This is a genomic window from Pseudonocardia sp. DxW (genome assembly GCF_058448985.1).
Map to the genome: position 1 here is coordinate 66,692 of NZ_JBZFLK010000021.1, position 19,303 is coordinate 85,994.

Here is a 19,303-nt window from a genome sequence, read left to right on the forward strand (position 1 = left end):
CCTCCGTCTCAGACCATCGTCAGACCGCCGCTGACGCTGACGGTCTGACCGGTGAGGTACCCGGCATCGGGCGAGGCGAAGAACGCGACCGTCGCGGCGAGATCGGCCGGCTGTGCCAGCCTGCGGAACGGGATGGAGCGCACCAGCGCGTCGCGCAGCCGGTCGTCGCCCTCGACGACCGAGGCGAACAGGGCGGTGTCGGTGGGGCCGGGACACACGCAGTTGACGTTGATGCCGTGCCGCGCGACCTCGCGGGCCAGGGTCTTGGTGAAGGCGATGACCCCGCCCTTGGCCGCCGAGTAGACGGCCTCGCCGCTGGACCCGACCCGGCCGGCGTCGGAGGCGAGGTTGACGACCGTCCCGGCGCCCTGCTCGATCATCACCGGGGCGACGGCGTGCGCGGTGTGCAGGACGCCGTAGAGGTTGATCCGGACGATCCGGTCCCAGTCGTCGGGATCGGAGTCGACGAACGGGCCGACCCGGTCCCAGCCGGCGTTGTTGACCAGCACGTCGATCCGGCCGTGCGCGGCCAGGACCCGCGCGGTCATCGCACGCACCGACTCCGGGTCGGTGACGTCCGCCTCGATCCCGGTGGCTCGCCCGCCGATCGCGGCCGCGGTGGCCGCCGCGGAGTCGCCGTCGACGTCGGTGACGGCGACCGTCGCCCCCTCCGCGGCCAGCCGTTCGGTGATCGCCCGGCCGATGCCGCGGCCGGCGCCGGTCACGATCACGGTCCTGTCGTCCATCCTGCCCATCGGGCCTCCTGCTCTCACGGTGCGAGCTCGCGGCCGAGCCGGTCGCGGGCGATGACGAGCTTCATGATCTGGGCGGTGCCGTCGCCGATCTGCAGGCCGAGCACGTCGCGCAGCCGCTGCTCGACGGGCAGCTCCCTGCGGTAGCCGTACTGGCCGTGCAGCAGCAGGCACTGGTTGATCTGGTCGTAGGCGGTCTTCGGGGCGAACCACTTGCACATGGCGGCCTCGGCGGTGTGCGGCGCCCCGGTGTCGGCCAGCCACAGCGCGCGATGGCAGAGCGCGCGGGCGGCGGCGAGCAGCGTGTCCGCCTCGGCCAGCGGGAACGAGACGCCCTGGTTGACCGACAGCGGCCGGTCGAACGCGGTGCGGGTGGAGACGTGGGCCCACGTCTCGTCGACGGTCTGCTGCGCGCAGCCGACGCACTGCAGCCCGATCAGCGCCCGCGAGAAGTCGAAGCCGGCGAGTACCCGGCCGAAGGCGCGTCCCTCCTCGCCGAGCAGGTGATCGGCCGGGACGCGCACGCCGTCCAGGTGGACGGCGCCCCGCCCGACCGCCCGCGTCCCCATGTCCGGGTAGGTCTCGACGGTCACCCCGGGCGAGCCGAGCGGCACGAGGAACGCGCTGATCCCGCGGCCCCGCCCGGCATCCGGGTCGGTCCGGGCGACGAGCACGGCCGCGGCCGCCTCGGCGGCGAACGACAGCGACTTGACGCCGTCGAGCACCCAGTCGCCGCCGTCCCGGACCGCGGTCAGCCGGGGGACGCCGGCGTCCGAACCGGCCTGCGGCTCGGTCAGCCCGATCCCGACGATCTCCTCCCCGGAGCAGATCCGCGGCACCCGGTCCTCGGCGATCCCGCGGGTGGCGCTGCCGGCGAGGATCCGCCCGGCCAGCGCCCCGACGACGACCAGGTAGCCGACCGCGAGATCGCCGCGGCCGATCTCCTCGAGGACCAGGCCGGTGGTGAGACCGTCGGTGCCGGCGCCGCCGAGCGCGGCGGGCAGCTGCGGTGCGATCAGCCCCAGGCGGCCCATCTCGCGGCGCAGGTCCGGGTCGATCCGGCCGGCCCGTTCCCGGTCCCGGTAGCCGGGGAGCAGCACGGAGTCGGAGAACGCGCGAGCCCGGTCGCGGTACCGACGCTGGGTGTCGTCGGGGGAGAGGTCCACACCGACCCTCCTTCGTCACTGGAAGTTTGACCACAGTGACAAACTTTGACCCTAGAGTCAATGTTCAGGGGTGCGAGACTGGCCGGGGAGGTGTGACGATGGCGGACGCGGCGGCCGGGCAGGTCGGGCGGGTGCAGCGCAGGCGCGGCAGGCGGATCCGGGAGATCCTCACCACCGCTGCCGAGCTGGTCGGCGAGCGCGGCTACGACGCGGTCAGCCTGGAGGACGTCGCGGAGCGGCTGGACGTCACCAAGGGATCGCTCTACTACTACTTCCCGGGCAAGGACGAGCTGGTCACCGCCGCCATCGAGACCCTCGGCGACGACTGGACCAGCCGGCTGGAGAGCCTGCCCGCCGCTCGGGAGGGCAGCGCCACCCGGCGGCTGCGGGCGCTGCTCGGCGAGCACGTGCGGATCGCGGTGCGCGAGTACCCGGCCGCGCTGCGGCTGTTCCTGGTGCCGAGCACCTGGCCCGCCGAACAGCGCACCCGGATCAAGGAGCTGCGGCTGCGGCACGACCGGGTGTTCCGGTCCGTCCTCATCGAGGGCCTGGCGAGCGGCGAGTTCGCGGTCGTCGCCGTCGACCCGACCCTGCAGTGCATGCACGCGGCGATGAGCCAGGCCCCGGTGTGGTGCGGCGAGCTGCGCGGGGCCGAGCAGGAGCGGGCACTCGACGAGCTGGTCGACACCCTGATGAAGCTGGTCGCCCGCGGCTGATCCGGGGCCCGGGGTTCAAGAGACGGCGGGCAGCGGGCCGGACGGCCGGTCCAGGTGCAGCGGCCGGGTGGACTCGCGGGGATCGGGCACCCGCGGCAGCAGCGGGAGCAGGCCCGTCGACGGGTCCTCCCGGGGAGGCCCGTGCGGCAGAGCCTGCTCGTGCGCCACAGCCTGGTCGTGCGCCACAGCCTGGTCGTGCGGCAGAGCCTGCTCCTCCGGCGCTGCGTGGTCGTGCGGCGCTGTGTGGTCGTGCGGCGCTGTGTGGTCGTGCGGCGCTGCGTGGTCGTGCGGCGCTGCGTGGTCGTGCGGCGCTGGCTGCTCCTCCGGCGCCGTGGCCTCGGCCAGCAGCTCGCGCACGTCGACGGTGACCGGATGCGAGTCGCCGAGGATCCCCGCGGCGGTGTCGGCGGTCGCGGCCAGCAGGCTGCCCGCCCCGCGCAGGTCACCGTTGTCGGCCCGGGCCAGCGCCAGCGCGGCACAGGACGCGATGGTGCACGGGTGCGCCGGACCGAGCACCCGGGTCCGCCGGGTGATGACGTCCTGGTGCCGGGTGATCGCCTCCTGCGGGTCCCCGGTGATCCGGTGCGCGGCGGCGAGCGCGTCGGCGGCGGCCAGCGACGCCGGATGGTCGGCGCCGAGCTCCTGCTCGCGCGCGGCGAGATTGCGGGCGGCGAGCGCGAGGCCGCGGGGCTCGTCGTCGCCGAGGAGATAGGCGACGGCGAGACTGCCCTCGACGACGAGCGTGTCGGTGTCGCGCGGGCCCAGGTCGCGCTGCGCGGCGGCGAGCACCCGCTCCAGCCGCCGGGTGGCATCGGTCAGCGCCGGCCCGTCGCCGATCCGGCCGGCCGCCCGGACGTCGGTCGCGGCCCGGTCGTGCCGCACCCGCAGCGCACTGCGTGCCCCGCCCGCGCGGTGCTCGACGTCCGCGCTCTCGCGCAGGAACGGGGAACCGGCGAAGACGCTGTCGCCCATGGTCGTCGGCTCCTCTCCGGTCGTCGGCCGATCACCCGGTCGGCTCTGAAGATCGCTACTCAGCGTACCCTTCCTTCGGTCGTCGTCGGGAACTGCTGGGCTGTTCGAGGCGTACGCCACCCCGGTCGTCCACCCGGTGTCACCGTGCTGCGACCCCCGGTCAGCGGCGGACGGCGAGGCTGGCCGCCGCGGCCGCCGCGGCGACCCCGGAGTGCAGCCGGGCGAGCGGCGCCGGCAGGTGCACGACGGCGTCGCGGGCCAGGTCGCGGACCCTCGCCCGGTCGATCTCGGGCTCCAGCAGCCGCTCGACCCCGAGCGCCGAGACCAGCGCCAGGGTGAACGCGCCGTGCAGCGTGCAGGTGCCGGGCCTGCGCACCATGTCCCGCAGGGCGAGCCCCGGTCCGTGCGCGGCGGACCGGTCGGCGACGGCCAGCCGGTCCCGGCGGCGGCCCAGCAGGCTCCGCCCGGCCTCCGCGACGAGCACGCCCTGTCGGACGAGCTCGTCGCGGACGGCCCCCAGCAGCGGTTCGCCGAGCACGTCGGCCCAGGCCCGCACCGGATGGGCCCGCGCCTCGTGCGCGACGCTGTCCAGCACGAGCGTCGCGGCCCGGCCGGCCGGTTCGGGATCGCCGGTGCGCCGGGTCGCGACGACCCGGTCCTCCTCGTCGACGGTCAGCGCCCCCGCGGTCACCAGGTCGCCGAGCTGGGCGCCGACCAGGCCGCAGGCGAGCAGGTCCGGCGCCAGGCCGGGGCGCCCGCCCGGCTCGTCGTACGCGATCAGGAAGAAACCGGTCGCGAGCGCGCCCTGCTTCACGTCACCGCCCCCAAGTAATTCACTCTGAGTAATTGTTCGCACGCATAACGCCAGAATAACCCTCCGATTGCGCCACGGTTGTGACTGGACATTAGCATTTTGCGCAGACAAACGTTTTCCGGTGATCAGGAGACCCGAATGGCACGGCACGCGACGGTGGACCGGCAGGTGCCCGGGCTGCGACGGCGACGGCTCGGGGTGGTGCACCTGGTGTTCTTCACCGTCGCGGCGTCCGCCCCGCTGACGGTGCTCGCCGGCGGCGTCACCACGGCCTATGCGGTGAGCGGGAACCAGGGCGTGCCGCTGGCGTTCCTCGGGGTGGCCGCGGTGCTCGTGCTGTTCGCGGTCGGCTACGCGGCGATGAGCCGGCACGTCGCGAATGCGGGCGCGTTCTACGCCTATCTGTCGCGCGGTATCGGCCGGCCGGCCGGGGTGGCCGGTTCGTTCGTGGCGCTGGTCGCCTACAACGCGATCCAGATCGCGCTCTACGGCCTCTTCGGTGCCGCCATGTCCGATTTCGTCGCCGAGCTCGCCGGGCTCCGGCTGCCGTGGTGGAGCTGGGCGCTGTTCGCGATGCTCGCCGTCGGCTGGCTGGGTCTGCTGCGGGTCGACCTGAACGCCCGGGTGCTGGCGGTGCTGCTGCTCGTCGAGGTCGCGGTCGTCGTCGCGTTCGACGTGGTCGGCTTCACCGAGCCCGCCGACGGTGTGCTGAGCACAGAGCCGCTGTTCGCCGGGGGGATCGGGGCGGTCGTCGCGTTCACCGTGGCCTCCTTCACCGGGTTCGAGTCCGGCGCGATCTACTCCGAGGAGGCCCGCGACCCGCGGCGCACGGTGGCCCGGGCGACGTTCGTCGCGGTCGCCTTCACCGGCCTGTTCTACGCGCTGTCCGCCTGGGCGATGGTCGCCGCCACCGGTGCGACCGACCTGCAGGCGCGGGCCGCGGAGGAGGGGCCGGGACTGGTGTTCGGGCCGCTGGCGGACCGGTTCGGCCCGCTGGTCGCCGACGTCGCGACCCTGCTGCTGCTCACCAGCGTGTTCGCCGCGCTGCTGAGCTTCCACAACGGCGTCGCCCGCTACCTGTTCGCGCTCGGCCGGGAGCGGGTGCTGCCCGCCGGGCTCGCCACGGTCGGCGCCCGGTCCGGTCGCCCGGTCGCCGGTTCGCTGGCCCAGTCGGTGCTGGCGCTGGTCGTGGTGGCGGCGTTCGCGCTGACCGGTGCCGACCCGATGCTCGCCCTGTTCAGCTGGTTCTCCGGACTGTCCGCGATCGGCGTGGTGCTGCTGATGACCGGCACCTCGGTCGCGGTGATCGGCTTCTTCCGCCGGGACCGGACGGCGCGGGCGTCGGTGTGGGCGGCCACGATCGCTCCCGCACTGGCGGCGCTGCTGCTCGCGTCGATCCTGACCGTGCTGGTCGGCAACTTCGACGCGCTGCTCGGGACCGACCCGTCGTCGCCGGCCCGCTGGGTGCTGCCCGGGCTCGTGCTGCTGGCCGCGCTGGTCGGCGCCGGCTGGGCGCTGCACCTGCGCCGGACCCGTCCCCGGATCTACGACGGCATCGGGGGCGGGGCCCCCGCGCCCGACGGGATCGCCCCGGACTCCGGCGCCCCCGTGGTCTACCTGCGGCGGGCCGGGGAGACCGGGCCCGCCGACTGGGCCGGCGCCGGTTCGGCCGACGCGTCGTCCGACGGGATCCCGGCGGACAACCGCCCGACGACGGTGTTCACCCTCCCCGCCCGGCCCGGCGACGACGCCGGATCGACCGCGGAGTTCCCCCGGCCCGGCCCACGCGACTGATCCGGCCCCGCCGGGGGTCACCCGGCCGTGCGGTCTTCCGGTTCCTGCGGTGCATTTCCGTCGGACGGACTGGAATCCCGCAACCTCGGTCCCGAGGATCGCTGGTTCGACACAGTGCGATGCGACACGGTGCGACAGGGGGACGCGATGCCGGGTTCAGGACGGGTGTGCCGTGCGGCATGCCCCGGTGGCGGGCGGTGACCTCCGGGGATCCCGGCGGTGACGGCGCGCCGGCGCCCGATCGCGGTCCGGACACGGTCCGGTGGGTCCCGGACTGGGCGGTCCAGGGTGCGCGCCGGCCGATGCCGCCCCGACCGCCGGTGCGGCCCGCGCCGATGTCCGATCCGCCGGCGCTGCCCGGGTCGGGGGCCGGTGCCGCGCTGCCGCCGGAGCCCGGGCCCGGGCCCGGTACCGCGCCGGGGGCGGGGTCTGTGTCGGGGGATCGTGCTGCGTCGGAGCCGGAGCCGGAGCCGGAGCCGGAGCCGGAGCCGGAGCCGGAGCCGGAGCCGGAGCCGGGGGATCGTGCTGCGCCGGAGCCGGAGCCGGAGCCGGAGCCGGGGGGCCGTCCTGCGCCGGTGTCGGGGACCCGTCCCGCGCTGCCGCTGGTGTCGGGGACGGGTGCCGCGCTGCCGCTGGTGTCGGGGACCGGTGCCGCGCTGCCGCTGGTGTCCGGGCCCGGTCCCGTGCCGCAGTCGGTGTCGGGGACCCGCCCCGCGCTGCTGTCGCCGACCTCGTCCCAGCCGTCGTCGCCGGTGGAACCGCCGGCCGGGCCCGTCCCCGGCCGACCGGCCTCGCGCGCGCTGACGCTCGGGATGGCGGGCGTGTTCCTCGCCGCCGCGGGCGCGTCGGTGGCGGTCGTCGCCGCTTCGGCCGCGGTGCAGCAGGACGGTGGCTGGCCCCGGGCAGGGGCTCCGGCCGCGGTGCTGGATCCGGCCGCGCCCGCCGGGCCGGGTGCAGCGGATCCCGGTGCACGATCCGCCCTGCCCGGCCGGGGGGCCGATCGCGGCGCGTCCGGGACCGGGGGTGACCGCGGGCCCGGCACGGCGGGGCGGGGCGTCGCAGAGAATCCGGGCGGGCCCGGCGATGGCGCCGCGGCGCGAGCCGGGACCGGCGGGTCCGGGGCCGGCGACCCCGGTCAGCCGTGGCTCGGCACCCCGGCACCGGTCGAACCCGGTGCCGGCGGCTCCGTCGCGGTTGCAGATCCGGACACCGTGAAACCGGGCGATGTCCCTCCGGGCGCCGGAGGACCGGGGCCCGGTGAGCCGGTGGCCGGGGGGCCGGGACCCGGAGAGCCCGGTGCCGGTGGCCCGGCCGAGCCCGGTGGTTCGGGTGCGGCGCAGCCCGGGGGCGGCGGGGCGGGTGCAGCTCAACCCGGCGCCGGTGGCGCAGGTGCACCGGGGGGCGGTGGCCCCGGTGCTGGTGACCCCGGTTCCGGTGGTTCGGGTGCTGCTGGGTCCGGCGCCGGTTCCGGTGGCTCGGGGGCCGGCGGTCCCGGTGCCGGTGAGCCCGGCGCCGGTGGTCCCGGAGGTGCCGGTCCCGGTGGTCCGGGCGCCGGTGAGCCGGGCGCCGGTGAGCCGGGCGCCGGTGGTCCCGGAGGCGCCGGCTCCGGTGGTCCGGGTGCCGGCGAACTCGGTTCCGGTGGGCCCGGTTCCGGTGGCCCTGGGGGTGCCGGTTCCGGCGGCCCCGGTGCTGGTGAGCTCGGTTCCGGCGGCCTCGGTGCCGGTGGCCCGAACGCCGGCGGCCCGGGAGATGCCGGTTCCGGTGGTGCAGCACCGGGCAGCTCCGATCGGCCGGAGCCGGCCGCGCCCGGACCGGCATCCGGTCCCACCGGCACGACCGGCAGCGGCACGCCAGGCGCGGCGCACGGCTAGGCCGCCCCGCCCCCCGCCGCACCGCCGCCCCGCCGCACAGCGCCGCCCCACCACCCGCCGCCCCGCCCAACCGCCGAGATGCGCACCAGCGCTGGATGTGGATCTCCCCCGAACCCCGACGCGCATCTCGGTGGGGGTGATCCGGGCACGGACGGTTGTTCGCGATCGGGACCGGCGTGGTGCGAACGACCGCGGGAGCCGGGTCCCTGGCGCAGGATCGGCGGATGCGGGAGCTGCCGCAGGTGTTTCGCGGCTCGGCTGCCGTGGCGGCCGGGCTTGTCACCCCGGGACGCCTGCGGGGCAAGGACTTCCGCCGGTTGCTGCCCGACGTCCACGCCCGCGCCGACGTCCCTGCGGATCTGCGGCTGCGGTCGCTCGCGGCGTCGGTGTGGGCGGGGCCGGGCGCGGTGCTGTGCGGGTACTCCGCGGCGGAGCTGCTCGGCCGGTCCCGCGCCCCGTGGCGCCCCGGCCGAGGTGATCGTCACCGACTCGGGGGTCCGCTCCCGGCCCGGCGTGCGGGTGCGCCGCGACCGGCTGCATCCGGGGGAGATCGACCGGATCGGCGGGGTCCGGATCACCAGCCGGATGCGCACCGCGTTCGACCTGGCCCGGTGGCTGGAACCGACCGAGGGCGTCGTCGCGGTGGACGCGCTTGCCCGCGGCGAGTTCGCGCCCGACCTGCTGCTGAACTTCGCGGCGCGCTACCGGGGCGTGCGCGCCGTCCGGCTCGATCTGGCCTACCCCGCGGACCGGCTCGGCGTCGAGTACGACGGCGGGGACCACGTCGCCGTCCCGGAGCGCGCCCGGGCCGACGCGGCGCGGCACACCCGTCTCGCCGCCGCCGGCTGGCGGGTCCTGCGCTACACCGCCGACGACATGCGCCGCACCCCGCAACGGATCGTCGACGAGGTCCGCGGGGCACTGCGCCGAGATGCGCACCATCGCGAATTGTCGATCACCCCCGGACCCTGACGCGCATCTCGGCGGGGGAGCTCCGACCGTGGTCGGAGGCGGGGATCCGTCCGGGCTCCGATGAGGTGCGGGGGTGTGGCGGGGCAGGGTCGTACACATGGGAACGACGCGGCGCAGTCCGGGTGGGGGGCCGCGGTCCGCCACGATCGGGTACCGAGCATCATGGCTGGCCATGGAGGGTCGTGGCGGGCGTGCGGGCCGTCCCGGTGCGTCGGCCGCGGCGGAGCGGCCCACGGTGGTCGAGCGGTTCGTGACGCTGTGCCGGCGCAATCCGGTCGTCGTCGACGCCGTGCTCGCCGCGCTGCTGCTGTACGTCGCGGTCACCTGGACCCTGGAGGGCAAGGTCCCGCGGGCCGCGCAGACGTACGCCCTGGTGGTGTCGGTGCTGATCGCGATGCCGGTGGTGCTCCGCCGGACCCATCCGATCCCGGCGGCCGTCGCCGCCGCCGTCATCGCGGCGGTCGCGCAGCTGTTCTTCCCCGGCGTCGGTGCGGCGATCCTGCTGCCGGCGCTCGTCATGGGCTACTCGGCGATCGCCTACGGCCCGCGCTGGGCCGGCTCCGCGGCCTTCGTGCTGATCTTCGTCGGCGCGGTGATCCAGCCGTCGATCACCCTGCTGAGCAGCACCGTCGATCCACCGGGGCCGGGGGCGCTGCCGATGGTGTACGGCGTCCCGCTGCTGATAGCACTGCTGGTGTGGCTGTTCGGCTCGCTGCGCCGGGCCGCCGTCCGGCGGACCGAGCAGCTGCGTGAGCGCGCCCGGTTGCTCGAGGACAGCCGCCGCCAGGAGGTCCGGATCGAGCTGCTCGCCGAGCGCTCCCGGATCTCGCGGGAGGTGCACGACGTCGTCGCCCACTCGCTGTCCGGCATCATCGCCCAGGCCGACGGCGGGCAGTTCGCCGCGCAGCGCGACCCGCAGAAGGCGGTCGACGTGCTGGCCGGCATCGCCACCACCGGCCGGGAGGCGCTCGCCGACGTCCGCGGGCTGCTGGAGATGCTGCGCGACTCCGGGGTGGACGACGGGGCCGACGACGAGGCGGGCCGCCCGCAGCCCGGCACCGACGACATCGCCGCGCTCGTCGAGCAGGTCCGCTCCGGCGGGCTGCCGGTCGGGCTCACCGTCACCGGGACGCCGCGCCCGGTCGGCGGCGGCAGCGGACTGACCGCGTACCGGGTGGTGCAGGAGGCGCTGACCAATGTGCTCAAGCACGCCGGGCCGGCCACCCCGACCCGGGTCGGTCTGGAATGGACCGACGACGAGCTGACCGTCCGGGTCCGCGACGAGGGGGCGCGCGGCCCGGTCCCGCGGCCGCCGCGCGGCGGGCACGGCCTGGTCGGTATGCGTGAACGGGCCGCCCTGCACGGCGGATCCGTCGAGACCGGCCCGCACCCGGACGGCGGCTGGGCCGTCCGGCTGCGGCTGCCGCTGAGAGGAGAACGGTGACCGCTGTCCGTCTGATGCTGGTCGACGACCAGGAGCTGGTCCGGGCCGGTTTCGCGATGGTGCTCGACTCGTGCGACGACCTGTCCGTCGTCGCCCAGGCCGGTGACGGCGAGGCCGCGCTGGCCGAGCTGGACCGCACCGAGATCGACGTCGTGCTCATGGACGTCCGGATGCCGAGACTGGACGGCATCGAGGCCACCCGGCGGGCGGTCGCCGCGCATCCCGGGCTGAAGGTGATGGTGCTGACGACGTTCGATCTCGACGAGTCGGTGACCGCCGCCATCGGCGCCGGGGCCAGCGGGTTCCTGCTCAAGGACGTGCGACCGCAGGAGCTGATCGAGGCCGTCCGGACCGTCTACCGGGGCGACTCGGTCGTCGATCCGGTCTCCACCCGGCGGCTGCTGCGGGCCACCGCGCCGCTGCTGTCCGCGCCGGAGCCCGCCGCGGCGCAGCCGGACGCGCAGGCCGCGCTGGCCGGGCTGACCCCGCGCGAGCACGAGGTGCTCGGCCTGGTCGGGCAGGGCATGAGCAACGCCGAGATCCAGGCCGAGCTGGTCGTCTCCGAGGCGACCGTGAAGACCCACATCGGGCACCTGCTGGCGAAGACGCAGTCCCGGGACCGGGTACAGCTGGTGGCGCTGGCCTTCCGTGCCGGGCTCGTCCGATGAGCGCGCCGGGCGGCGTCACGCAGCAGACCCGGATCCGCGCGCTGGACGCGATCCGCGGTCTCGCCCTGTGCGGCATCCTCCTGGTCAACATCCCGCCGCTGGCCGACATGCCGATCCTGGCCCGGGACGGCTGGCAGGGCGGCACCGAGCAGTGGTTCGCGCTGCTCGTCCAGCAGCGGTTCTTCCCGATCTTCTCGTTCCTGTTCGGACTGGGCTTCGCGATCTTCCTGCAGCGCGCAGCGACCCGCACCGACCGGCCCCGGCTGGTGCTGCTGCGCCGGCTCGTCGCGCTGGGCGTGCTCGGCGCGCTGCACCAGCTGCTGCACCCGGGGGAGGCGCTGCTGCCGTACGCGATCGTCGGGATCGTCGTGCTGCTCCCCGCGTCCTGGCTGCCCCGGGCCGTGGTGCTGGCCGGCGGGATCGTCGCGACCGGGCTCGCCGTGTTCGTCGCGCACGGCGGCCTGCTGCTGGTCCCCGGCATGTTCCTGCTCGGCCTGGCCGCGGCGGGCTACGGCGTCCCGGAACGGCTGGAGCGGCCCGGGCGCGGCGTCGGGATCGTCTGCGCGGCGGCGGTCGCCGCCTCGGTGCCGCTGCTCGTCCTGCAGGCCGGCTCGATCGAGACCAGCGGGTTCGACCACCTGTCCCCGGCGGCCGGGCTGGTCCTCGCGGTGGCGTACGTGAGCGGGCTCGCCCTGCTGCTGCGCACCCCGGCCGGGCCCGCGCTCTCCGCGGTGCTCGAACCGCTCGGCCGGATGGCGCTGACGAACTACCTGGCCGCCACGCTGCTGGTGCTCGCGCTCGCCCCGGCGATGGGCCTGACCGGCTCCGAGCGCTACCCGCTGGTGCTCCCGCTCGCCGGGGCGATCCTGCTGGTGCAGGTGCTGTTCAGCCGGTGGTGGCTGGGCCGCTTCGGCTACGGCCCGGTGGAGTGGCTCTGGCGGACGGTCTCCTGGTGGCGGCCGGTCCCGCTGCGCCGCTCCGCGGCCTGATCCGGACCGCGCCCCGCGCCGACCCGCACGACGATCTTGCCCCGGGCCCGGCCGGACCCGAGATGCTCGATCGCGGCGCCGACGTCGTCGAGCCCGACGGTCCGGTCGAGCACCGGGGTCAGCTCGCCGGCCTCGACCAGCTCCCGCAGGTGCCCCAGGTCGGTGCTGTTCTCCGACGCCACCAGCACGACGAGCCGCTGCCGCAGCAGCGGGGACAGTGCCGCCGCGCGCAGCAGCCGCCCGTAGCCGCCGGTGATCCGGGCGTCCGGCCGCTCGCCGCCGATCAGCACCGCGGTGCCGCGCGGGGTGAGCAGCCGGCGCAGCCGGGTGACCGGCGGGTTGCCGCCGATGTCGAGCACGACGTCCCAGCGGCGGCCGAGCCGGTGCACGTCGGTGGTGCTGCGGTCGATCACCTCGGTCGCGCCCAGCCCGCGGACGAGATCCACCGATCCGGTGCGGCACACCGCCGTCACCGAGGCGCCCGCGGCCCGGGCGACCTGCACCGCGAACGTCCCGACCCCGCCGGAGGCGCCCAGCACCAGCACCGACGCGCCCGGCGTGACCCGGCCCGCGGTGTGCACCGCCTGCCAGGCGGTCTGCCCGGACACCCCGATCGCGGCGGCCGTCTCCGGGGCGAGCCCGGCCGGGGCGGGCGCGAGCCGGTCCGCCGGTGCGACGGCGTACTCGGCGAGGCTGCCCTTCGGCGCCGTGCCGAACACCGCGTCGCCCGCGGCGAACCCGCTCACCCCGGACCCGACGGCGACGACCTCGCCGGCGAGATCGCGGCCGGGCACCGGGATGCGCGGCGCCCGCAGCCCGACGGCGGGCCGCACCGCGAGCGGCAGCCCGGCCATCAGGTGCCAGGTCCCGCGGTCCAGCGCGGCGGCCGCGACCCGGACCAGCACCTCGCCCGGTCCCGGCTCGGGCACCGGCAGCTCCGCCACCCGCCACACCCCGGTCGTGCCGTACCGCTCCTGCACCACAGCGCGCATCGCCAGCTCCTGTACTAAGTACGAAAACGTACGTTGTACGGTACGGGTACCAGGGCAGCGACCACAAGGGGGACGTCGATGGCGCGGCAGCAGCTGAGCCGCGAGCGGGTACTCGCCGCGGCCACCGAGCTGGCCGACCGGGAGGGGATCGCGGCGCTCACCATCCGGGCCGTCGCGAACCGGCTCGGCAGCGCGCCGATGGCCGTCTACCACCACGTCGCCGGCAAGGACGAGATCCTCGACGGCCTGGTCGACGCCGTCTTCGCCGAGTTCGACGTGCCGGTGCCGGGCCGGCCGTGGCGGCCCGAGCTGGCCCGGCGCAGCCATTCCGCGCGGGCCGCGCTGGCCCGCCACCCCTGGGCGACGCCGCTGCTCGAGAGCCGCCGCTGGCCCGGCCCGGCCACCCTCGCCCAGCACGACGCGGTGCTCGGCACGCTGCTCTCCGACGGGTTCGACGTGACCGCCGCCGGGCACGCGTTCGCCCTGATCGACGCCTTCGTCTACGGGTTCGCGCTGCAGGAGGCCACGATCCCGTTCACCCCGGACGCCATCGAGGACGGCGCGCGGGAGATCGTCGCCACCCTCCCGGACGGCGGCTACCCGCACCTGGCGCGCTTCGTCGCCGAGCGGATCGGCCCCGGCTACGCCTTCGGCGACGAGTTCGACGTGTGCCTGGAGCTGGTGCTCGACGGCATCGGCACGCTCAGAGCTGCAGCACCAGGTGCGCCACGCTGAAGTAGATGACCAGCCCGGTGGCGTCCACCAGGGTGGTCACCGCCGGCGCCGACACCACCGCCGGGTCGATCCCGATCCGCCGCGCCACCAGCGGCATCGTCGCCCCGATCGTCGCCGCCCAGGCACAGATCACCACCAGCGAGATGCCGACCACCAGCGCGATCGACGCGCCGACCAGCGCCGTCCCGATCAGCAGCCCGGCCAGCGCCAGCATGGTGCCCAGCGCGGCACCGACCCGGGCCTCCCGCCACATCACGGCCAGCACGTCGGACGGGCGGACCTCGCCGACCGCCAGCGCGCGCACGCTCGCCGTCGCCGCCTGCGCGCCGGCGTTCCCGCCGGTGCCGATCAGCAGCGGCACGAACAGCGCCAGCGCGGTGACCTGGGCCAGGGTGGCCTCGAAGTACTGCAGGACGTTCACCGTCAGGGTCGCCGCGACCAGCAGCAGGAGCAGCCACACCACCCGGGAGCGGGCCAGGCCCAGCACGCCCGCGGTCATGTAGTGGCCCTGCCACGGCTCGGCGCCGGACTGGCGGGCCACGTCCTCGGACTCGGCGCGCTCCAGCTCCTCCACCGCGTCGTCGATGGTGAGCAGCCCGAGCAGCCGGCGCTCGGCGTCGACCACCGGCAGCGCGATCCCGTCCGAGTCGCCGAGCAGGCGGGCCGCATCCTCGCCGGTGTCGGTCGCGCGGACCCAGTCGATGTCGGTCTCGACGAGCTCGGCCAGCGGCGTCTCCGGCGGGCTCAGCACCAGCTCGCGCAGGCCGACCGTGCCCTCCAGCCGCCGGCCCGGGCCGACCACCGGCAGGGTGTACACGGTCTCGGCCTCCCGGCCGGTGCGGCGCACCCGGGCCAGCGCGTCGGCGACGGTGCCGCCGGCGTGCAGGCTGACCACCTCGGGCGTCATGAGCCGCCCGACCGAACCCGCCGGGTAGCCCAGCAGCGCCGCGGTCGCCCGGCGCCGGTCCGGGGTCAGCCCGGCCAGCACCCGGTGCGCGACCGACGCCGGCATCTCGCCGAGCAGCCGGGCGCGGTCGTCCGGGTCGAGGCCCTCGACCAGCTCGAGCACCGTGTGGCCGCGGCCGTCGGCGGGCTCGCCCGCGGTGCCCTCGCGCATCCCGTCCAGCACCCGCTGGGCGCTGACCGCGTCGAGCTCCTCGAACACGGCGGCGGCGGTGTCCTTGTCCAGCAGCCGGAACAGCACCCCGGCGTCGGTCTCGTCGCAGCGCGCCAGCACCTCGGCCAGGTCGCGTGCGCTCAGGTCGCAGGCCCGGGCCGCGACGCCGACCAGATCGCCGTCGTGCAGGGCGCCGGTGAGCAGATCGGTGAGGTGATCGGGATGTTCCGGGACCGCACCCCGGGGGGCCTGCTCGGCCTGCGTGCGCGTCGTGGTCGTCGCGTCCATGTCCACCTCCCTGTTCCGGCGGCGGGCCGGGACGCGCGGGAACCGCGCGCAGGAACCGGCCCGGAGGATTGCGTACGGAAACGGTCGTACGCGTCACCCCAGCGTCTCGCACCCGGGCCGGGCGCCGCTCAGCGGGGTGTTCGGCGGACCGGCACCGGGCGGGCGTCGATCACGCTGCGCGGGCCCGCCGTCGGGGTCACCGACTCGACCCGGAAACCGGTGTCCGCCAGCAGTTCCGCGTACTCGGTGCGGGTCCGCTCGCGGCCGCCGGTGCCGACCAGCATGTGCAGGTCGTAGAGCGCGGGCCCGGGATCGCCCGGCCCGTCGTCGGGCAGCACCTGCTCGACGACCAGCACCCGGGCGTCCGGGCCGGTCGCGGTCCGCACGGTGCGCAGCAGGGCGCGGCACTCGTCGTCGGTCCAGTCGTGCAGGACGAACGAGAGCAGGTACACCTCCGCGCCGCCGGGTACCGCCTCGAAGAAGTCGCCCATCATCACGTCGCAGCGGTCCGCGACGCCGGCCGCGGTCAGCTCGGCGTGCGCCCGCTGCGCCACCTGCGGGAGGTCCACCAGGATCCCGCGGCAGGCCGGGCGGGCGGCCAGCACGTGCCGCAGCAGCGCACCCGTCCCGCCGCCGAGATCGACCACGGTGCTGCCGTCCGGGACGTCGTAGGCCGCGACGAACCGGGCGCCCGCGTCGTCGATCAGCCCGCGCTGGGTGACGTCGTAGAGCGCGCCCAGCTCGGGGCGCCGGGCGAGATGGTCGAACAGCGGCCGGCCGTTCACCCGGCTGCACGCCTGCTCGCCGGTGCGGACCGACGCGGTCAGGTCGTCCCACAGCGGCCGCCACAACCGGGAGGTGAGCAGCGCCCTGGCGTGCGCGCCGCCGGGTGCGTCGCGGCGCAGCGCCGCGCCGAGCGGGGTGGCCGACCAGCGGTCGTCCGGTCCGCGGGTGCACAGGCCGAGGGTGGCGAGCGCGCGCAGCAGCCGGTCCAGGGCCGGCGGGTGCGCGCCGGTCGCCTCGGCCAGCTCCGCGGTGCCTGCCGGGCCCCGGGCGAGGACGTCGGCGACGCCCAGCTCCGCGGCGGCGCAGATCGTGTCCGTCGTCCAGTGCGCCTGGACCATGCCGACCAGCTCGGTGGCGGGGGAGGAGATGTCCATCCCGGGAGTGTCCCCGGTCACACCGGTGGACGCCGCCGGTGCCGCGGTCAGAACCCGGGATGGTCGCGCAGGTTCACCTGGTCGCAGGTCAGCGCGAACGCGTCGACCTCGGCCGGGGTGGGCGGCTCGGCCCGGGCGGCGAACTCGGCCAGCCCGCGGAAGTAGCGCTCCCGCGGCGCGCCGGGCACGAACAGGATCAGGAACCGGGCATCGGAGTCCGGCCCGGTGCGGAACGCGTGCACCCCGCCGGTCGGGACGTGCACCAGGTCGCCGGGCCCGGCCTCGGTCCGGTCCGTCCCGGTCATGATGCGCAGGCGCCCGTCGAGCACGTAGAAGCTCTCGGTGAAGCCGGAGTGGTAGTGCGGCATCGCGCCCGGCGAGTCCGGCGGGATCCAGGACTCGAACAGCCCGAAGCCGCCGCCGACGGCGCCACCGGGTGCGGCGAACCGGGTCCACGACCCGGTCCGCGAGGTCACGGCCCGCTCGGTGTCCGCGACCGGACGCCACACCGCCGACGGCTCGGGGAAGCTCACGCCCACCGACGGTAGTCGCCCGGTGACCGGACGTCCTGCCGCGGCGGCCGGTCGATCCGGACCGGTCCCGCGGCCGAACGCCGGGGGAGCGGGGGACGGTCCGCCCGCCGTCGGTATCGTCGGGGGCCCGGGCGGAGCGGATCCGCCGCGGTCCCCGTCGAGGAGCGAGGTGAGGTCGTTGCGCGCCTTCGCCTCACTGTTGCTGCTGGCCCTGGCGCTGCTGGTCTGCGCGGGCCCGGCCGCCGCCGGGCCGCCGCCCGGGCACACCGCCGCGCTCGGCGCCGCCGACTGCCCGTACCACCCGCCCTCGACGCTGCACGCGGGCGACTCCGAGCAGGTCCCGCGGCGCGGCGACGACGGGCCACCGGTCCCGGACGTCGCACCGGCCACCGTCGCCGTCGCGCTCGCCCCGGCCGTGTCGCCGGACACCGTCGCGCCGGCACCGCCGGAACGCACGCTGCGCACACCCTCACCGGTCGAACACCTCTGCGTCGACCGGAACTGACCCGCGGGAGCCCGGTCCGTCCCGTCCCCGATCCCGTGACCCGGCACCCCGCCGGCCCCCGTGGAGGCACCCTCCCGATGACCCGCAACGTCACGATCTCCCTCGCCGTCGTCGGCGCGTTCGCGCTGGTACTGGCCGCCCTGCTGTTCGCAGGCCGCCCCGACGCCCCGGACACCGCCCCGGGCGGCGCCGTCGCCGCCGACACCCTCGCCCCGGCCGAGGCGCCGCGGCTCAACGACAACCCGGACGCAGCCGTCACGATGGTCGAGTTCCTCGACTTCGAGTGCCCGTCCTGCGCCCAGATCCAGCCGGTGATGAGCCAGCTCGTCGACCAGTACGGCGACCGCGTCGAGTTCGTCGTCCGCTACTTCCCGCTGCCCCACCACAGCAACGCCGAGCCGGCCGCCGTCGCCGCCGAGGCCGCGCACCGGCAGGGCAGCTTCGTCCCGATGTACGAGCGGGTGTTCCAGACCCAGGCCGAGTGGGCCGGCTCGCCGGACGCCGCGGGCATCTTCCGCGGCTACGCCGAGCAGCTCGGCCTCGACATGGCCGCCTACGACGCGGCCGTCGCCGACCCGGCCACCCTGGCCGCCGTGCAGGAGGCCGAGCAGGCCGGCCTGGCGGCCGGCGTGCAGAGCACCCCGACGTTCTTCGTCAACGGCGAGCAGCTGAACCCGGAGTCCGTGCAGGACATCACCGACGCCCTGGACGCGGCGGTGAACCCGTGACCGCCGCCGCCCCGACCGAGGAGTTCGCCCGCGTGCCCGCCGAGCCCGTCCCCGCGGTCCCCGGACCGCTGCCGCGGCTGCTGCCCTGGCTGCTGATCGTCGGCGGCGGGCTCGGCCTGCTGGCCGCGTTCACGCTGACCGTCGAGCGGATCGCGCTGCTCCAGGACCCGACCTACCAGCCCTCGTGCAGCATCAACCCGGTGCTGTCCTGCGGGTCGGTGATGACCACCGAGCAGGCCGCGTTCTTCGGGTTCCCGAACCCGCTGCTCGGGATCGGCGCGTTCGCCGTGGTCGTCACCACCGGGGTGGCGCTGCTCGCCGGCGCCCGCTTCCCGACCTGGTACTGGGCCGGGCTGACCGCCGGCTCGGCGGCCGGGGTCGTGTTCGTGCACTACCTGATCTTCCAAAGCCTCTACCGGATCGGCGCGCTCTGCCCGTACTGCATGGTCGTGTGGGCCGTGACGATCCCGATCTTCTGGTACGTCGCGCTCGCCACGCTGGACCGCAGCGGCGGTGCCCGGGGGCTCTACGCCGGACTGCGCCAGTACCACGCGGTGCCGGTGGTGCTCTGGTTCGTGGTGATCATCGGGCTGGCCCTGCAGCGGTTCTGGGACTACTGGTCGACCCTGATCTGAGCTCGGCGCTGCCCGGGCACCCGTCCGGTGCGGGGGCCGCAGGGTCTCCGCACCGGCGGGGCGGGTGGGGAGCCGCCCCGCTCAGCGCGCTGTGCTGCCTGCTCGATCAGCGCGCTGTGCTGCCTGCTCGCTCAGCGCGCTGTGCAGTCTGCTCGCTCAGCGCGCTGTGCAGTCTGCTCGCTCAGCGCGCTGTGCAGTCTGCTCGCTCAGCGCTCGGTGTCACTGCGGGACTCGGTCCGCGGGGTCTCCCGGCCGGCGCCCGCCTCGGGGAGCTCCTTGGGCGGCGTCGCGTCGTCCCCGTCCTTCTCGTCCTTGGCGTTCAGCTCGGTCTTGAGGATCCGGCTGGACCGCCCCACCGAGCGGGCCAGGTCCGGCAGCTTCTTCGCGCCGAACAGCAGCACGACCACGAGCAGGATGATCAGCAGCTGGGTCGGTCCGGGAGGGGTCATCTC

At 75.9% G+C, this 19,303-nt stretch carries 19 protein-coding genes; 10 read left to right on the forward strand and 9 right to left on the reverse strand.

The window, feature by feature from the left end; all coding sequences use genetic code 11:
- Window positions 1-8: 8 nt before the first annotated feature.
- Both ACVJO7_RS27055 and ACVJO7_RS27060 read right to left on the reverse strand, forming a co-directional pair.
- Window positions 9-755 (reverse strand): SDR family NAD(P)-dependent oxidoreductase, encoded by a 747-nt coding sequence (locus tag ACVJO7_RS27055; protein WP_491675212.1) that lies wholly within the window; start codon window positions 753-755, stop codon window positions 9-11.
- A 14-nt stretch (window positions 756-769) separates the two neighbouring features.
- Entirely contained in the window at window positions 770-1,918 is a 1,149-nt protein-coding gene (locus ACVJO7_RS27060; protein WP_491675213.1) for an acyl-CoA dehydrogenase family protein, read from the reverse strand.
- 98 nt (window positions 1,919-2,016) lie between these two features.
- On the opposite strand from ACVJO7_RS27060, the gene ACVJO7_RS27065 reads away from it, so the two are divergent.
- Window positions 2,017-2,634 (forward strand): TetR/AcrR family transcriptional regulator, encoded by a 618-nt coding sequence (locus tag ACVJO7_RS27065; protein ID WP_491675214.1) that lies wholly within the window; start codon window positions 2,017-2,019, stop codon window positions 2,632-2,634.
- Window positions 2,635-2,649: 15 nt separating this feature from the next.
- On the opposite strand, the gene ACVJO7_RS27070 is transcribed toward ACVJO7_RS27065, so the two are convergent.
- Complete coding sequence (locus ACVJO7_RS27070) at window positions 2,650-3,606, reverse strand: tetratricopeptide repeat protein (protein WP_491675215.1); 957 nt, start codon at window positions 3,604-3,606, stop codon at window positions 2,650-2,652.
- A 160-nt stretch (window positions 3,607-3,766) separates the two neighbouring features.
- Window positions 3,767-4,420, reverse strand: coding sequence for a GOLPH3/VPS74 family protein (locus ACVJO7_RS27075; RefSeq protein WP_491675216.1), 654 nt, complete (start codon window positions 4,418-4,420; stop codon window positions 3,767-3,769).
- 138 nt (window positions 4,421-4,558) lie between these two features.
- Here ACVJO7_RS27075 and ACVJO7_RS27080 point away from each other — a divergent pair, with 138 nt between their 5' ends.
- From ACVJO7_RS27080 to ACVJO7_RS27100, 5 genes are all read left to right on the forward strand, one after another.
- Window positions 4,559-6,214, forward strand: coding sequence for an APC family permease (locus tag ACVJO7_RS27080; protein ID WP_491675217.1), 1,656 nt, complete (start codon window positions 4,559-4,561; stop codon window positions 6,212-6,214).
- A 2,345-nt stretch (window positions 6,215-8,559) separates the two neighbouring features.
- Window positions 8,560-9,057: an endonuclease domain-containing protein gene (locus ACVJO7_RS27085; RefSeq protein WP_491675218.1), complete on the forward strand. Its 498-nt coding sequence runs from the start codon at window positions 8,560-8,562 to the stop codon at window positions 9,055-9,057.
- Window positions 9,058-9,229: 172 nt separating this feature from the next.
- Window positions 9,230-10,501: a sensor histidine kinase gene (locus ACVJO7_RS27090; protein WP_491675219.1), complete on the forward strand. Its 1,272-nt coding sequence runs from the start codon at window positions 9,230-9,232 to the stop codon at window positions 10,499-10,501.
- A complete protein-coding gene (locus ACVJO7_RS27095) occupies window positions 10,498-11,169 on the forward strand; it encodes a response regulator transcription factor (protein ID WP_491675220.1) in 672 nt (223 codons plus the stop codon). Before ACVJO7_RS27090 ends, ACVJO7_RS27095 begins: the two co-directional genes overlap by 4 nt.
- Window positions 11,166-12,158, forward strand: coding sequence for a DUF418 domain-containing protein (locus ACVJO7_RS27100; protein WP_491675221.1), 993 nt, complete (start codon window positions 11,166-11,168; stop codon window positions 12,156-12,158). Before ACVJO7_RS27095 ends, ACVJO7_RS27100 begins: the two co-directional genes overlap by 4 nt.
- On the opposite strand, the gene ACVJO7_RS27105 is transcribed toward ACVJO7_RS27100, so the two are convergent.
- Window positions 12,083-13,150: an NAD(P)-dependent alcohol dehydrogenase gene (locus ACVJO7_RS27105; protein WP_491675222.1), complete on the reverse strand. Its 1,068-nt coding sequence runs from the start codon at window positions 13,148-13,150 to the stop codon at window positions 12,083-12,085. The two genes, ACVJO7_RS27100 and ACVJO7_RS27105, sit on opposite strands and share 76 nt — an antisense overlap.
- Window positions 13,151-13,228: 78 nt before the next feature.
- On the opposite strand from ACVJO7_RS27105, the gene ACVJO7_RS27110 reads away from it, so the two are divergent.
- Window positions 13,229-13,885, forward strand: a complete 657-nt coding sequence (locus ACVJO7_RS27110) for a TetR/AcrR family transcriptional regulator (protein ID WP_491675223.1) — start codon at window positions 13,229-13,231, stop codon at window positions 13,883-13,885.
- Here the strand turns inward: ACVJO7_RS27110 and mgtE are convergent.
- The 3 genes from mgtE to ACVJO7_RS27125 all read right to left on the reverse strand — a co-directional run bounded on the left by mgtE (window position 13,854) and on the right by ACVJO7_RS27125 (window position 16,983).
- Window positions 13,854-15,290 (reverse strand): magnesium transporter, encoded by a 1,437-nt coding sequence (gene mgtE, locus ACVJO7_RS27115; RefSeq protein ID WP_344027497.1) that lies wholly within the window; start codon window positions 15,288-15,290, stop codon window positions 13,854-13,856. The two genes, ACVJO7_RS27110 and mgtE, sit on opposite strands and share 32 nt — an antisense overlap.
- Before the next feature lie 128 nt (window positions 15,291-15,418).
- Window positions 15,419-16,450 carry a methyltransferase gene (locus ACVJO7_RS27120; protein ID WP_491675224.1) on the reverse strand — a complete coding sequence of 344 codons (1,032 nt, stop codon included), beginning with the start codon at window positions 16,448-16,450 and terminating at the stop codon, window positions 15,419-15,421.
- 47 nt (window positions 16,451-16,497) lie between these two features.
- A complete protein-coding gene (locus ACVJO7_RS27125) occupies window positions 16,498-16,983 on the reverse strand; it encodes a cupin domain-containing protein (protein ID WP_344027501.1) in 486 nt (161 codons plus the stop codon).
- Between the two features lie 169 nt (window positions 16,984-17,152).
- On the opposite strand from ACVJO7_RS27125, the gene ACVJO7_RS27130 reads away from it, so the two are divergent.
- From ACVJO7_RS27130 to ACVJO7_RS27140, 3 genes are all read left to right on the forward strand, one after another.
- Window positions 17,153-17,488, forward strand: coding sequence for a hypothetical protein (locus ACVJO7_RS27130; RefSeq protein ID WP_491675225.1), 336 nt, complete (start codon window positions 17,153-17,155; stop codon window positions 17,486-17,488).
- A gap of 77 nt (window positions 17,489-17,565) precedes the next feature.
- Window positions 17,566-18,216 (forward strand): DsbA family protein, encoded by a 651-nt coding sequence (locus tag ACVJO7_RS27135; RefSeq protein ID WP_344027505.1) that lies wholly within the window; start codon window positions 17,566-17,568, stop codon window positions 18,214-18,216.
- Window positions 18,213-18,851 (forward strand): vitamin K epoxide reductase family protein, encoded by a 639-nt coding sequence (locus ACVJO7_RS27140; RefSeq protein ID WP_358489208.1) that lies wholly within the window; start codon window positions 18,213-18,215, stop codon window positions 18,849-18,851. The genes ACVJO7_RS27135 and ACVJO7_RS27140 overlap by 4 nt, the downstream gene beginning before the upstream one ends.
- 206 nt (window positions 18,852-19,057) lie before the next feature.
- Here the strand turns inward: ACVJO7_RS27140 and tatA are convergent, their stop codons facing one another.
- Window positions 19,058-19,300, reverse strand: a complete 243-nt coding sequence (gene tatA / locus ACVJO7_RS27145) for a twin-arginine translocase TatA/TatE family subunit (protein ID WP_344027509.1) — start codon at window positions 19,298-19,300, stop codon at window positions 19,058-19,060.
- Window positions 19,301-19,303 lie beyond the last annotated feature (3 nt).